Annotated in this window: 13 protein-coding genes and 1 riboswitch; of the genes, 7 read left to right on the top strand and 6 right to left on the bottom strand. The window is 42.8% G+C overall.

Annotation, left to right across the window (positions count from 1 at the left end; genetic code table 11):
- The first annotated feature begins 24 nt into the window (after nucleotides 1-24).
- From DBR11_RS05210 to DBR11_RS05195, 4 genes are all read left to right on the top strand, one after another.
- On the top strand, nucleotides 25-411 hold the full coding sequence (locus DBR11_RS05210; RefSeq protein WP_108550547.1) for a DUF2255 family protein: 387 nt from the start codon (nucleotides 25-27) through the stop codon (nucleotides 409-411).
- A 2-nt stretch (nucleotides 412-413) separates the two neighbouring features.
- Nucleotides 414-1199: an SDR family oxidoreductase gene (locus DBR11_RS05205; protein ID WP_108550546.1), complete on the top strand. Its 786-nt coding sequence runs from the start codon at nucleotides 414-416 to the stop codon at nucleotides 1197-1199.
- A gap of 81 nt (nucleotides 1200-1280) precedes the next feature.
- A riboswitch (SAM riboswitch) is annotated at nucleotides 1281-1389 on the top strand.
- Between the two features lie 290 nt (nucleotides 1390-1679).
- A complete protein-coding gene (locus DBR11_RS05200; protein ID WP_199233763.1) occupies nucleotides 1680-4832 on the top strand; it encodes a SusC/RagA family TonB-linked outer membrane protein in 3153 nt (1050 codons plus the stop codon).
- A 5-nt stretch (nucleotides 4833-4837) separates the two neighbouring features.
- Nucleotides 4838-6277, top strand: a complete 1440-nt coding sequence (locus tag DBR11_RS05195) for a SusD/RagB family nutrient-binding outer membrane lipoprotein (RefSeq protein WP_108550544.1) — start codon at nucleotides 4838-4840, stop codon at nucleotides 6275-6277.
- A gap of 67 nt (nucleotides 6278-6344) precedes the next feature.
- Here the strand turns inward: DBR11_RS05195 and DBR11_RS05190 are convergent, their stop codons facing one another.
- The gene (locus DBR11_RS05190) at nucleotides 6345-6791 is read right to left on the bottom strand and encodes a GNAT family N-acetyltransferase (RefSeq protein WP_108550543.1); all 447 of its coding nucleotides are present in this window, start codon (nucleotides 6789-6791) and stop codon (nucleotides 6345-6347) included.
- Between the two features lie 364 nt (nucleotides 6792-7155).
- Here DBR11_RS05190 and DBR11_RS05185 point away from each other — a divergent pair, with 364 nt between their 5' ends.
- Nucleotides 7156-7920: a DUF1269 domain-containing protein gene (locus DBR11_RS05185; protein ID WP_108550542.1), complete on the top strand. Its 765-nt coding sequence runs from the start codon at nucleotides 7156-7158 to the stop codon at nucleotides 7918-7920.
- 81 nt (nucleotides 7921-8001) lie between these two features.
- On the opposite strand, the gene DBR11_RS05180 is transcribed toward DBR11_RS05185, so the two are convergent.
- From DBR11_RS05180 to DBR11_RS05170, 3 genes are all read right to left on the bottom strand, one after another.
- On the bottom strand, nucleotides 8002-8571 hold the full coding sequence (locus DBR11_RS05180) for a porin family protein (protein ID WP_158275215.1): 570 nt from the start codon (nucleotides 8569-8571) through the stop codon (nucleotides 8002-8004).
- An 89-nt stretch (nucleotides 8572-8660) separates the two neighbouring features.
- Nucleotides 8661-9347, bottom strand: coding sequence for a uracil-DNA glycosylase family protein (locus DBR11_RS05175; protein WP_108550540.1), 687 nt, complete (start codon nucleotides 9345-9347; stop codon nucleotides 8661-8663).
- A gap of 25 nt (nucleotides 9348-9372) precedes the next feature.
- Entirely contained in the window at nucleotides 9373-10716 is a 1344-nt protein-coding gene (locus DBR11_RS05170; RefSeq protein ID WP_199233767.1) for a deoxyguanosinetriphosphate triphosphohydrolase, read from the bottom strand.
- Between the two features lie 137 nt (nucleotides 10717-10853).
- On the opposite strand from DBR11_RS05170, the gene DBR11_RS05165 reads away from it, so the two are divergent.
- Complete coding sequence (locus DBR11_RS05165) at nucleotides 10854-11063, top strand: hypothetical protein (RefSeq protein WP_108550538.1); 210 nt, start codon at nucleotides 10854-10856, stop codon at nucleotides 11061-11063.
- On the opposite strand, the gene queD is transcribed toward DBR11_RS05165, so the two are convergent.
- Entirely contained in the window at nucleotides 11064-11420 is a 357-nt protein-coding gene (queD, locus tag DBR11_RS05160; protein WP_108550537.1) for a 6-carboxytetrahydropterin synthase QueD, read from the bottom strand. It abuts the gene before it with no gap.
- Nucleotides 11421-11558: 138 nt separating this feature from the next.
- Between queD and glgP the strand changes: the two genes are divergently transcribed.
- Nucleotides 11559-13205 carry an alpha-glucan family phosphorylase gene (gene glgP / locus DBR11_RS05155; RefSeq protein ID WP_108550536.1) on the top strand — a complete coding sequence of 549 codons (1647 nt, stop codon included), beginning with the start codon at nucleotides 11559-11561 and terminating at the stop codon, nucleotides 13203-13205.
- On the opposite strand, the gene DBR11_RS05150 is transcribed toward glgP, so the two are convergent.
- Nucleotides 13202-15696, bottom strand: a 2495-nt coding sequence (locus DBR11_RS05150) for a hypothetical protein (RefSeq protein WP_369974419.1), incomplete at its 5' end; no start/stop codon positions are given. The genes glgP and DBR11_RS05150 overlap by 4 nt on opposite strands.

The raw sequence follows: 15696 nt of genomic DNA, 5'->3' as shown, positions 1-15696 counted from the left end.
TTTATAGTTTAAAAACCTCTTCATATGGCAAAATTCAAGACCTCCTTCCTGGATTATATTAAAACACATAACCTAACCGGCATAAAGGCAGGAAATACCCGGGAAAATTTTCTAAACATCTGGATGGTAGTGGTACAGGACAGGGTATTTGCCAGATCCTGGGGTTTTGCAGAAAGAAGCTGGTTCCATAGCTTTTCGCAAGGAGCAGAAGGTGCAATTCTGGCCGGTGCTTCCATTGTAGCTGTAAGAGGTGTCCTGCCGGAAGACCTGAAAGAACTAACCAACAGCATTAACCAGGCGTATCTCGATAAATATGACACCGGAGGTGACAATTCTTTTTACGCAAAAGGGATTATTGAACCTGAACATATTAAATTTACGATGGAATTCATCCCACTAAACCAATTGTAAACATGAATATTTCTTTAGCACATCAATACGCTGTTGTCTGCGGAAGTACACAAGGTATCGGACTGGCCAGTGCCAGGGCATTAGCCTCACTTGGCGCCACCTGCATCCTTGTCGCAAGAAATGATGAAGCATTAAAAGCTGCAGTAGAAAAACTTTCAACCAAACATGAACAAAAGCATAGCTATAGAATTGCCGATTTTTCCAAACAGGAGGACGTAAAAAAAGCAATTGAAGATATTACCGCGCGCCATCCCGTAACGGTACTGGTGAACAACACCGGTGGCCCCAAAGCAGGCCCTATTACCGAAGCTACTGCGGAGGCATTCAATAATGCCTTTCAGCAACACCTGATCTGCAACCAGATTCTGGCCCAGGCCGTATTGCCCGGAATGAAAACAACTGGATATGGGCGAATCATCAATATCGTATCTACCTCTGTCAGGACTCCTCTGGCCAACCTGGGGGTTTCCAATACCATCCGTGCAGCTGTAGCTTCCTGGGCAAAATCATTATCCAATGAGGTAGGCCAGTACAACATTACGGTCAATAATGTTTTACCCGGTCTCACCAATACCGCACGCCTGCAAAGCCTGGTACAGCAAACAGCCGCCAGCCAGCACACCAGTACAGAGATCGTAGAGGAAAATATGCGCAGCAGCGTCCCGATGAAGAGATTTGGTGAAGCAGAAGAGATTGCCAATGTAGTGGCTTTCCTCGCCTCACCCGCGGCGTCTTATGTCAATGGAACCAGCATTCCGGTAGACGGAGGCAGGACACCAACCGTATAAAAAAAATATTTTTAAGTAATTCCTATAGGTTTACTAGATTATTTCTATCTTTGCAGCAGAAGATCGTTCTTTACGCTTCCTAACTTATCCAGAAAGACTGAGGGACTGGCCCTGTGATGTCTTAGCAACCTCTACCCAATACAGGTAAAAGGTGCTAATTCCAATTCGCAACAAGCGAATAAGATAAGATACTGCAATTCACCGCAAATTTTCTTATCCGCAAAAGCCAACAACTTTCAATTTCTGCAGAGCCGGGAGCTTAGGGAATATAACACCTAAACAACAGAAAATGAAACAACAAGTACGCCTGAAAAAAATGACGCTACACCCTCACTCCTGTCCTTCTGCTACCATGCATCCCATGTGTGCTGCTTTCCACCATCCATGTTGCATGCACTAAAAAGAATACCAGCAGGCTATTAATTACCTTTTAATCTAACCCATATGCTAAAAATATACAAAATTTTTATAGGGATTCTTATGTCCTTTTTTTTCCTCCAGACGACACAGGCACAGTCTATACAATTGACTGGTACGGTAACAGACAGCAATGACGGACAGGCCATTCCAGGGGTATCTGTCACTATTAAAGGCAAAAGTGCCAGTACCGTAACCGATGCCAGCGGCAAGTTCAGCATCCATGCAGACATTAAAGATGTACTTCGGATCGCGTACATTGGCTATACCACAAAAGATGTCGTGGTCACCTCGGGTACTACCCAGCTTCACATCGTCCTAAATGCCTCTACCAATGAACTCAATGAAGTCGTGGTAACAGCGCTGGGCATCAGCAAAGCCAAAAAGTCACTTGGGTATTCCGTGCAGGAACTCAAATCAAAAGACATTTCAACAGCCAAAGAAACCAATCTGATCAATGCCCTGGCCGGAAAGGTCGCCGGGGTGCAAATCACCAACAGCCAGGGCGACATGGGTTCTGCCAGGATTGTGATCCGCGGGGAAACTTCCATCGCCAACAACAATCAGCCTTTATTTGTAATCGATGGAATACCCGTAAACAATGACCAACAATCAGGAACCAATAGTTCCAGGGATTTCGCCAATCCAATTTCCGATATCAATTCCGAAGATATTGAATCCATCAGTGTACTAAAAGGCCCTAATGCAGCTGCCTTATATGGTTCAAGGGCAGCAGGTGGTGTTATACTGATCAAAACCAAGACAGGACGCGGCCAGCAAGGTTTAGGCATCAGTATCAATTCCAACACCACCATTTCCAATTTGCTCACCCTGCCCAATTACCAGAATGCTTTCGGGCAAGGTACCAACGGTAAATTCAGTTATGTTGATGGAAAAGGCGGAGGCTTGAACGACGGCGTAGACGAAAGCTGGGGACCACCACTTGACGGAAGGCTTATTCCTCAATTCAATTCCAATGGTGTTCCTATACCCTTTATTGCGCATCCCAACAACGTCAGAGATTTCTTTGAAACCGGATATGCGCTAAATAATGGTATTGCCCTTTCCGGTTCCGGAGAGAAACAGGATGTTCGTTTTTCTTACAACAACCTTACTCAGGGTGGTGTTATTCCCAACTCCTCTCAGAGTAAAAATTCCTTTTTGCTGAACACCACTTATCGGATCACACCAAAACTAACCTTAAATGCTTCAGCAAATTACATCAAAAGCTACGCGGCTAATTTACCCGCTACGGGGGGTAAACGCGCAACGGGCCCGATGCTTCAATTCACCTGGTTTGGACGTCAGGTTGACGTGAGCCAGCTTAAAAATTACAAAGATGCTAACGGCAACGATTTCAACTGGAACAACAGTTATTACAGCAATCCTTATTTCATCGCTTATGAAAATACCGTTTCTCAAAAGCGTGACCGTATTGTAGGATATGCAGAGCTGAATTACAAGATCACCAGTGCCTTATCTGCCAATTTCAGAACGGGAAACGACTATTATAACGACCGCAGAAAAATTAAAGTGGCTTACGGAACCAACGGTACTCCTTTTGGCTCTTATGAAGAAGAAGCCTTTGCCATCAATGAAAACAATACCGAAGGCCGCCTGGAATTCAATAAAAAACTGAACAGTGATTTCTCTCTCAATATTCTCGGCGGGGCGAATGTGAGAACAGCGACCACGGAGCAAAACGATCAAATGGCTACCAAACTGGCCGTAAACGGGCTTTATACCTTAAGCAATTCCAGGGACCCATTGGTGTCGTCTAACGTCTTTATTAAAGGAAGAACCTACAGTTTATTTGGCTCCGGTCAGCTGGGCTTTCGCGATTATGCTTTTATTAACGTAACCGCCCGGAACGACTGGGATTCCAGTTTACCTAAACAGAATCTGTCTTATTTCTACCCTTCTGTAAACGGCAGTTTGGTCTTAACAGAAGCCTTTGACATCAAAAGCAATATCTTAAGTTTTGCAAAAATCAGAAGCGGCTGGTCTAAAGTAGGTAAAGCCACAGACCCCTATCAACTGGTCAATACTTATAGCTTCACTGCTCCTTTTAACGGAAACCCGCAACAGGCAGCCAATGCCATTCAGCTGAACCCGAACCTTCTTCCCGAGATCACCAAATCTACAGAAGCGGGGGTAGAACTGGGCTTATTTGACAACCGTTTAAGATTAGATGTAAGTGCCTATAACACCAACAGCGTGAACCAGATCCTGAAGGTAAAGGTGAGCTCCTCTACAGGCTATACCCAGAAGCTGATTAATGGCGGAAGCATTAACAACAAAGGTCTGGAGGTTCAGCTAGGTCTTACACCGGTAAAACAGAAAGATTTCAGCTGGGACATCAATTTAAACTACGGATTGAACCGGAGCAAAGTACTTATCCTGGATAGCCAAGGGCTCATCAGCAGTTACACCATTGGTACCAACAGAACCGTAGATGTATTGGCTGCCGTAGGCCAGCCCTATGGTACACTTTTCGGAACCACCTACCAGCGCAACGCTGCCGGCCAAATTCTGGTTAGCGCATCAGGTACGCCTGTAATTGACCCCAACAAACATTACCTGGGCAAATTTACGCCAAACTGGTTAGGCGGTATGACCAACAGTTTCACTTATAAAAACTTCAACCTGAATTTCCTGATTGATGCCAGAATAGGCGGAAAAATCTACTCAAACACCAACCGTACTGGAACATACACCGGCGTGTTGGCCAGCACTCTTCCTGGCAGAAATACAGAAAACGGTGGATTAACTTATTATTTTCCTGGCAATGCCACTTCTGCGGTAGCCGTAGGCCTGCCTGTTGGCGGCAAAGCTCCAGCAGGAGAAATCGTATATACAGACGGAATGATCTTTGACGGTGTATTGGCCGACGGCACTAAAAACAGCCGGATCATTCCTGCCCAGCAATATTACAAAGGCATCACCAACGTAGATGAACAGTTTGTATATGATGCTTCTTACATCAAACTCCGCGAGGTGAAATTGAGTTACAACATTCCATCTTCATGGGCCCAAAAGATCGGATTTCAAAATGCAACTGTTTCCCTGGTAGGCCGGAACTTGTGGATCATTCACAAAAATGTACCCAACATAGATCCTGAAACCGCTTTCAATACCGGAAACGCTCAAGGACTGGAAGATTTAACCCTTCCTACCACAAGGAGCTTTGGTTTTAACCTTAACCTTAAATTCTAACGAACATGAAATTCAAATCCATAACCATCGCATTTTCTGCAATCCTTGCACTTTCTCTTGGTTCCTGCAAAGAACAACTGGCCAATATTAATAAAAACCCTAACGAAGCAGAAAACCCACAGCCGGATTACCTGTTGACAGGCGCCATCAAAAACACCGCCGATACCTATTGGGGAACCACCAATAACATGAATTCCAGCTTACTGTTTATCCAGCATTGGGCAAAGATTCAATATACAGATCCCGATCGTTATATCTTTACCAATAATGATCTGCAAGAGCTTTGGAACAATGGCTATACAAAAGGCATTACCAATTTAAACAAAGTGATCAGTATTGCCGATGCACAAGGTAACACGAATTACCGAGGGGTGGCCAAAGTATTAAGATCCTGGATCTTTTCCCTTTTAACCGATGCCTATGGTGATATTCCTTACAGCCAGGCCATACAGATCAACGACTATATCAACCCTGTATATGACACACAAAGAAATGTCTACTTAGGGATTCTGAATGATCTGAAATCTGCCCAGCTGGATTTAAATGTAAATGGTAAAGCTATTGCAGGCGACATCCTGTATAGTGGATCCATCAGTGGCTGGAAAAAATTTGCAAATTCACTCCGCCTTCGTATCGCGTTGCGCATTGCCGACAGGGAACCTGAAATCTCCAAAACCGTCCTGGCAGAGATTGCGGCAGAGGGCACAGGTTACATCAGTACGCAAGCTGAAACAGCACGCCTGGTGTACTCTTCTTCCCCTAACCAAAACCCCATCAGCAATTTGTTTGATACCCGGGATGACTACCGAATCAGTAAAACCATTGTAGACAGACTGAGAAGCTTAAATGATCCACGTCTTCCTGTTTTCTCCAGCCCGACAAAAGATGCAACAGCGCTAACCTATGTCGGCGTGGCAAATGGTTTACTCACGGGTGATGCAGCAAACCTTGGCCTAACCAAAACCTCTAAACCCGGCGCCTATTTCCTTGCCCCTACGGCACCCGCAGTCATCATCAGCTACGCAGAGGTATTGTTTGACCGGGCAGAGGCTGCGGCAAGAGGGTTTACCACTGAAGACGCTGCGGCTTTGTACAAACAGGCCGTTACGGAATCTTTAAGACAATATTCTATTGCTGAAGGAGACATATCCACTTACACTCAATCAGCAGCAGTTCAGTATGATGCTTCTGATTTCAGAAAGTCTATCGGGAATCAAAAGTGGATTGCTTTATTTGGTCAGGGATTGGAAGCATTCGCAGAATGGAGACGTCTGGATTATCCCGTTCTAAATCCTGCAGTTGCAGGTACCCTGAACGGGCAGCTCCCAGTCAGATTCATTTATCCAGGTACGGAACAATCACTGAATGGTGCAAATTATAAAGCTGCTGTAGCCCACCAGGGTACAGATGTACTGACCACCAAACTTTGGTTTGACGTAAAATAACCAGTAAAAAGAAAATAAAAGTATAAAACGCCCCGATGATCAAAAGTCAGATCATAATCGGGGCGTTTTATTTTTTACTTTTTGTAAATTTATAATGGCTTTGTTTAAAGCCACATTGCTCGTAAAACCGATGAGCCCCATCCCTGGAATTATTGGAAGCTACTTCAATCAGTTCATAGTCTTTTAATTGCGCTTCCAGATATTCCATCATCTTCTTTCCAACACCCTTCCCCCGGCTTTCTTCTTCTACTACAAATTCCACAATCTCATAGATTTCACCATCGTGGTGCAGCAAATTTTGGTTATGACAACTCAGGAAACCAAGGGGTACGCCTTCATTTTCTGCAAGGACCAACAGTATAGAGGGCGACATTACCTGTTCTCTGAAACGGGACTTAAAGGTTTCATAATCCATTTTCTTTTGTTCCAGCTTGCAAATAAAACCATAAACGGCTTCTGAATCTTCAGGATCTGCCTGTCTGAAATTCAAGCTTTTGTATTCTTTGGAGCTCATTCTATAATTGATTAACGTTTTCTAAATATATAAAAATGGTGTGAGTTTCTGGTTATTACAGTTTAATCTAACAATACGCTAATCCTATTTGTTTGGAATGACTTCAATAGATTATTAACTCGGTCCGGAATACAAACCAAGACATAACATCATCGGCATCCTACCCGGATCACCTCCCTCCTCAGCAATTTGCTACGAAAAATTCTCGTACGCTGCGGAAAGACCTCAGAGATCTGCGGCTTCTTCAGCCGCCTGATATCGTTAGTCTTGAAGCAGCTGTACAGAATTTTTCGATCAATTCACCTCTACACAAACCAATTTGCCTTTTAAATTGTAGTATTAAAAATCAACAGTCGGAGTATATATGGAAAAAATGATTCAAGCCCTTTTCAATAGTGAAGTTGAGGCATTTACTGGTTTACAAGCTTTACAACAACTGGATTTAACAAAAGATATTTCACTTGGCGAAACCTATGTCCTCAGCAAGGATGAGTCTGGCAAGACCGCTATCCGGTCTGCGAAAGATAAAACAGAAGGTACAGGCGTGATCAGTGGAGGCTTACTTGGTGGATTGATTGGTTTACTTGCCGGCCCACTGGGTTTTATTGTTGGTGTGGCCGGTGGCATGCTTGCCGGATCCGCTGGAGAAACCTTAAAAGCGGAAGATGTTTCCGACTATCTGGATACCGTGTCCTCACAAATACCTAAAGGCAAATCTGTCCTGCTTGCACATGTATGGGAAGATTGGGAAACACCTGTTAATTCAGTTCTTCTCCCCATAACCTCAGATCTGAAACGCTTCAATGTCAATGATGAAGTCTATCTTCCGGCGCAAACAGAACTCCATAAGATCAATAAAGCTATACAGGAAGCAGAATCAAAGATCCTGGATACAGAAGGCACCGAAAAAGCCGATTGGAAAAACACCCTTACTGATCTTAAAAAACAGCGTGAAGCCCTGCAAAAAAAGCTCAACAGTAATGCAGAACAGCAGGAAAAACAATATCATGAATGGATTCATACTGCCGGTGATACAGAACAAGAACAGAATGAAGAAAAAAAGGCAAAATTACAGAAACGTTTAACGGAGCAAAAAACAAGACTGGAAGAAGTCAGGAAAAACCGTTAATTGTATGAGAAATCTGGTAAAAAAATAAAAAGGAGGTATCCCAAATTTTGATACCTCCTTTTATTTACAGCTGTTTAAGCTCTAGAAAATTTTAAACCCGACAGAAAGATTAAATAAACCAGTTTTTTCATCCAGGCCTTTATTGATCTTGGTAAATCCGTGCGTATAACGGGCATCTATGGTAATGTTGCCGATATCCACACCTGCATTGATCACCCCACCCATATTTACTCTCTTATAGCTAAAATTCTGAGGTGCTTCCGGTTTATTCAGATTATAACTAAAATCAGGACCGGCTGAAAGTCTGAAATTCAGGTTCGCCGTGTTGATCAGTTTGTAACCGATCATCAACGGTACATTCACTTGTCTGAATTTTGGCTCATATTCTTTTGAACCCAGAGTATACTTACTACCAAAAGTAGAAAAATTAACCTCTGGTTGTACGTATAGGTCTTTTCCAGCGCGGGCAAATACGCCGATGTTAAAACCTGCTTTCCCGGCTTTATCACTCAGTTCTTTTAAACCCGAAGGTAGAGTTCCATAGTTCACACCTGCTTTAATACCGAAGTTAAAGTCGGAATTCTGAGCTTTTGCAGAAAAAAAGCTCAGGCCTAATAAAGCAACAATTAAAGATAATCTAGTGGTTTTCATTTTTTGTGATTTTTTAAATAAATGATCGTTCTTTTGGGTGAGACAACCTGCTGCTGCTTTACCCCTATTCATTTTTAAAAAAACAACGATTACTTAACACCAACAGATTGAAAAGCCCTGAGGTACTTTTCAATGAAGGCAGCTTTATCTTTACTTCGATACTGCACAATATACCTTGGGTGTTCCAGAGGAATAATCTGCTTAAAGAACTGATGCTCCTGATTCAACTTCTGCAAAAATTCATAATTCTTCTTACCAAGGCAAAAGCAAATATCCTGTGCCGTTCCTAAAGAGATCTGCTGTTTAAGATTCTCTATGATAGCGGGTCTCAAGAGCTTACTCAGTTCAGCGCTGTCATAATAATTATAATTCTTCCCTTTATAGGTAAGGGCAAGCGGAAACATCGAATTGATGTAAAACTGCTTATAAAATACGGCCGGACCTGCAAAAGCATCAATCATTTCATAGACAAATACCGAAGAAGGCTCGTGCGTCATTACCCCATTGTATTCCAGCCCACATTGCTCTATATAACGCTTTGGATCCGTAAAAGGCACCCCTGTAACTGCGCCACCAAACCTTCCGGGATTAATCCCGATGATGAGGTATCTGGATGCAGTATCTGCATAGAATTTCTCATAAAACCGCGCAGCGAGTTCATAGGTAGCTGATCCATCCTTATACGGATTGAGAACCTCTATCCCCTCCGGAAGCCACTGGAAAACACCAAGTTGTTTATAAAAAGCAAGAACTTTTTCTGCAAATGTTGCTTTCACGGGATATGGGTTATAGTTTGAATATTTAACTCATCGAAGGAAAAGAGATACCTTTAATTTTCCTGAACAATTCTACCGCATAGATATCGGTCATACCAGAAACAAAATCAAGCACACATTGGATCTTAGTATAAGCATCGGTTTGTTGGGTAAGGAATTGTTTTGGGATCAGTTCTACCAGCTTTTTATGGTACTTGGATTCGTTCTGGAGGTAAGCAGGAATAAATTCTTCCAATAATCCGCCCATAACCTGATATCCAGCCACTTCAATTTGCACCACGGAATGGTAGTTATAGATTTTTTTAATCGAAATTCGCTCAATTTCTTTCATCACTGATAAATAGGGCTCTTCAATCGCATCCATCAAACTTTGGTTAAAATGACCACCAAGAATGCTTTCCTGTTCCTGATAGAATACGTTAGAGCATTGCCAGATCAGGGTACTAATGGATTTTGCGCGCATTAAAGTGATCTTTGCATCGTCATCTTCCATTTCGGCCAAACGGGCCGGCAGCTGGGCATCGTTACACAAAGGCAGCAATAGGGTTTCCACTTCCTTATAAGACAGGATCTTTAAACGATGGGCATCTTCCAGGTCAATGATATTGTAGCAGATGTCATCTGCGGCCTCCACCAGGTAAACAAGGGGATGTCTTTTATAAATCAAAGGTTCGTCCTGTACCTTGATCAGATCCATTTCAACGGCGATCTTTTCAAAGCCAATTTGTTCAGATTGAAAAAATCCATATTTCTTGGTGAAGATATTTTTCTTATTGTGACCTGCGATGGATGCGCAGGGGTATTTGGCAATAGAAGCTAACGTGGCATAGGTTAAAGCAAAGCCTCCCGTGCCTTTACCAGCAAATGGATGGGTCAGAATTCTTAAGGCATTTGCATTTCCCTCAAAATTGATCAGGTCTTGCCATTGACTTTCGGTGACCTGCGACTGATAGACCTTTCCGTCGCCGGTCGTAAAATAATGAGAAATAGCCGATTCTCCAGAATGCCCGAAAGCGGGATTACCCAGATCATGTGCGAGACAGGCTGAAGCAATAATATTTCCAGCCTCAATCAGCAGTGGACAGGTATCATCAATATCCGGGTGTATATCTTTCATCTTATTGTAAAAGATGCTCCCCAGGGAACGGCCCACACTGGCAACTTCCAGACTATGGGTCAAACGGTTATGAACAAAAACACTTCCCGGCAAAGGAAAAACCTGGGTCTTGTTCTGCAGCCTTCTGAAAGGAGATGAGAAGATAATCCTGTCATAATCACGCTGAAATTCTGACCTGGCTTCTTTTTGGTTACCTTTAAACCTGTCTTCATTTCCCCAGCGTTTGGCGGATAATAGCTTCTCCCATTTCATCATAGTTGCATTCCTTAAATTGAGGGCAAAGTTCTATTTAATTGCCAGAATTTCAAATTTTATAGCAGGCATTTACAAAAGCATCAAAACAATCAGGTAAAGCAACTGTTGTTATCTTCAAAATAAAATAAGATACTATGGGAACTTTTAACGAGAGTGATTTAAAGAATTATGCTGAAGTTTTAAATACTTTACTCTTGCAATCTGCAAAAAACACAGCTAGAATCAATACCTTACTGGACATTCAGGCACAAATATTGGCCAAGCTGGAAGGCAGGGACCTCGACCAGCTGAAGACCAGCATCAATGCCAGAGTAGATTCTTATGAAAAGGAACTCAGTAAATAATTATCTGCCTTCGTAGATTACTCCAGATCCCGGGGTTTCACTTAATTCCAGTTTAACCAGTTCAGGGAGGCGGCTATAAATCTGGTTCCATATCCAGATCACCACGTTTTCTGTAGTAGGATTTTCCAGACCTTCAATTTCGTTTAAAACCTGATGATCAAGACGGGCTATGACCGGATTGATGGTATTTTTTAAATCCTCAAAGTCCATAAACCAACAGGTTACCGGATCGATTTCGCCAGACACAAAGACCTTAAGCGAATAAGTATGACCATGCATATTACCACATTTATGTCCTTTTTGGACTTCAGGCAAGTAATGGGCAGAATCAAATGTAAAACTCTTATAGATAATCATTTTGTTAATCGTGTGCCGCAAATTGTAGAATCTTGGTTTATAAAAAAATGATCTGCGTCACTAATAGGTTTAATAGTAAAAAAACCTTATGTTAATAGCAGTTTTTTAACATCGGCCACACCATATATCCATCTAAATATGATCAGTAAAGAACAGATTTTCGGGTATCAACCCAATGAGAAGTACAATAAAACCATTGCTTATTTTTCTATGGAATTTGCCATAGATCAATCTTTAAAAATATACAGCGGAGGGCTTGGTTTTCTGGCAGGCTCGCATATGCGGAGCGCTTTCGAACTGAAACACCCCACTATCGGCATCGGGATGCTTTGGAAATATGGGTATTATGACCAGTTTCGGGATACCGATGCCGATATGAAACCTTTTTATGTAGAGAAGGATCCTTGCTTTTTGCAGGATACAGGAATTACTTTTACCATTCCTGTCCATGATGCGCCTGTCCATATCAAAGCCTACCTGTTAAAGCCGGAAACATTTGGCTCTGCTCCAGTATTCCTACTGAGTACAGACGTAGAAGAGAATGACGAGGTTTCCAGATCGATTACACACCGTCTTTATGATTCTAATGAGTCGACCCGAATTGCACAATCTATGGTATTGGGTATAGGTGGGGCTATGCTGCTGGATGTACTTCAGTTCCCTGTAGATGTTTATCATATGAATGAGGGGCATTCTCTGCCCTTAAATTTTTACCTCTATTCTAAATACCAAAGCCTGGATGAAGTTAAGAAAAGAGTGGTATTTACCACCCATACACCTGAACTTGCTGGAAATGAGTCACACCGTTTTGACCTCCTGAAAGAAATGTCTTTCTTTTACCATTTACAGGACCACGAGGTAAAATATATTCTGGGTATAGAAGGTAATGACTTGAATTACACACTTGCTTCCCTCCGTTTTGCCAGAAAAGCAAATGGGGTTTCCAAATTACATGGCGAAGTCGCGAGGGAAATGTGGGGGCATTACCCGAATATCTGTGAGATCATTTCAATTACCAATGCACAAAACAAAACCTACTGGAAAGAGGAATCTTTTGAACTGGCATTGGAAACTGGTGAGCAGGAACAAATCCAGCTGGTTAAGAAAGAAATGAAGGCCCGCCTCTTTAAAACAGTAGCGGACCAGTGTGGAAAATTATTTGATCCCAATGTGCTAACCCTGGTCTGGGCTAGGCGCTTTGCCGCTTATAAACGAGCCGACCTTTTAATGAGGAACTGGGAAAGATTTGTAAAACTCATCAACAATGCAGAATATCCCGTACAAGTGATATGGGCTGGAAAGCCCTATCCTGAAGACCAGGGGGCCATTGATTTGTTCAACCAGATCATCCGCAGTGCTAAACCCTTAAAGAATTGTGCGGTATTGACTGGCTACGAACTGGGCTTGTCTGCCTTACTAAAAAAAGGTTCTGATGTGTGGCTCAACAATCCAAAAATGTATCGGGAAGCCTCTGGCACCAGCGGAATGGCTGCTGCTATGAATGGTAGTATCAACCTTTCAATGCCCGATGGATGGGTACCGGAATTTGCAAAAGATCTGGAAAATGCTTTCGTCATCCAGCCAGCGACAGATGAACTGAGTGATGCAGATAAAGACAAACAGGAAGCTGCTGCTTTGATGGATAAACTGGAACAGGTGGTGGTGCCCCTATATTATACAGACCAGGCGAAATGGACAAATATTTTAAAAACTGCGGCAAAAGAAATTGTACCGCAATTTGACGCCGGCAGAATGGTAGAACAATACGAGCAAGAACTCTATTAAAGGAAAGGTTTTAACAGGAGTTCTTCTTGTGCAGCCGTGGGGAGAACAATTCTTTTACCATAGACTTGTTCTCCCTTTAGTCCATTTCTGATGACTTGAAAATGCTGGCCTGGCCATGGATTTTCCAATATGCAGGTCCTTCCTTTTTCACTGTAGATCCGGACTTCTTTTATGTTTCCTTTTTCCAGGCTGCTGCTGATAACAAATGCACCATAGGCCCTGAGTTTATGAAAACTTGCAGGTTTATTTTTATTCCAGTTGGGGAAAATCCGGATCACACCCTCGTAACTTTGCAGTAGCATTTCATTGAGTGTAAGTGGCACTGCAGCCAGGGTTTCCATACCGCCACCATCAGCCGTGATCCACAGGTTGGGAAGAGATTGTCTGGCAATCCTCGCCTTTAAATAATCCATAATTTCATCTGTAGGATAGCCTACTCTTACCGCTGCCGGAAAACAGGTCTCTATACCATTACCTAGTGTATTTCCCCAGTCTCCCGGTTCCTTTGCTTTATCTTTCCAATGCGCTACATCCTGCAGCAAGATCTGGTTAAATGCAGAATCAGTAACCGGTCCACAAACACCACCCGGAAGAATTAAACCATGAATGGATACTCTTGATAAGCCCATCACGCCCTGGTGCCAGGTAGAAGGACTTTTCTCTACGCTTTTCAAACTCATTCTCCCTTCTATTTTACCCAAAGGAAAAGGGCTCATATGGTCTCGGATCTGTCCCCATGTTGCTTGTCGCTGCTGATCCTTGTGAAGAAAGGTACTCATGTCTACTATTCCTTTGAAGAGCATTTTGACCAGGCCGAGAGAAAGCGTTGAATTGAAATCTCCCAACTGGTCTTTCCAAATACCTTTGTTCCTTAGATTAGGCATCACTTCACCGTAGTGGTCCATATAGATCACATATTTACCATTTTCATATTTCAAATAATCTTCCCAAAAATTGGCACATTCCAGCAGATAGGGGTAAACTTTACGGGCATAATCTTCATCATAAGTGCTATAGAACCGCATCAGCATATTGCCTACACTAAACACCGCATTGATCTTCTGGCCAAGGAATTTATAGCCCCCATCGATGGTATTATCTGTTGTTCCGTATCTTTTAAGCATCTCCTGAGGGCTTAATGGCCAGCGGGTAGTAACTAATCCTTTGGGTCCTATGCCTACCGGGTAATAAATTCCCCTTATACCCAACAGTTCTTTTGCATGTTGCTTTCCTTTCTCCATATAATCGAGCAGGGGCTGATCAAAGTTATCCGTCAGGTCTATATAATTGGAAGAATAAGCCGCCCAGTAAGGTGCCTGATAATTGTAATTGAGGTGATAATCTCCACCCCAGGAAGTGGAGTCTCTGGTTACAAAAGGCCCCCAGATACCCGGTGCGAACTTTCCTTTGCGGGACGAAGAGGCAAAAAGATACTGGGAGGCATAATAGTATTTTTCAAGTGTCGTGTCTCCTATTGAAATCTGAGAGCGGTTCCAGAAATCTTTCCACCATTGCAGATGTGCGCTTTTCAATTGTTGTACAGTGCTTTCATCCATTGCTGCCGCTTCCTGTATAGATCTTTCTTTCCAATCTTTACAGTCTTGATTGGTATATATGGTGATGCTTACCTGTATTTTTTGACCGGCCTTCAATCTCAACGTACCGTTTTGGTCTAATGTTCCTCCAATCACTTTTAAGGCCATAGCAATATGGGCCGGCCAGTCCAGCAAAGGGCTGTTTTCAAAAGAACGTGTTACCCAGATCACATCGCCCGTTTTTCCATAAGGAGAAATAGAGGTATTTCCTTCTGTAGCCTTCAACTTTAGTGCAATTGTTGTTGCCCGGTTGGCGTTGAGTTCAGCGATTATTGTATTTGTTGTTGCACTTACCCAGGTATTCAAAGAAAGATCAAGGTTGGATGTACTAAATCTCCCTTTGATGAATGCACTGTCCAGAAGCTCTTCGGCATAATATTTTCCGCCGTCCAGATCTTTAATGTTCATTTCCAAATATCCTGGTAGGGCTATACCGCCGCCCGGATAAACTGGATAGGCTCGCCAGAAATCATTTTTACCGATGTAAAACCGAAGCTTATCTGGCGTTCCACCAAGGCTGAGCCCAATATCTCCGTTTCCTGCCAGGGGACCGTCCGGGATTTTAGAGCTGGGTGTATGTTTGGGGACTGTATTAAAAACAGCTTTATATCTTCCGGCGTAAATCTTATACTCTTCCACTGAACCGGGCTTTTTTTCTGACCACTGCAATTCACCGGAAACCTGCATACCTCTTGCGTCGGTTAAGGAAAGGTACCAGATGGTAACACCTTCAGGCAATGCCGGCGCAACAATTTCATTGCTCTTGATCGGAACTGTTATACTTTCCCATTTTCTGTTCATCAGTATGGAAGTGGTGTCCATTGTATAATTTAAAAAAGCTTTTTGAACTGGCAGTGCCGAGGTAAATCTGGTCTTAATTTCTGTACCGGTGATTT

It is taken from the genome of Pedobacter sp. HMWF019, assembly GCF_003061025.1.
Lineage (GTDB): Bacteria > Bacteroidota > Bacteroidia > Sphingobacteriales > Sphingobacteriaceae > Pedobacter.
The sequence above is the reverse complement of the archived record's forward strand: the minus strand, read 5'-3'. Positions and strand labels throughout refer to the sequence as shown.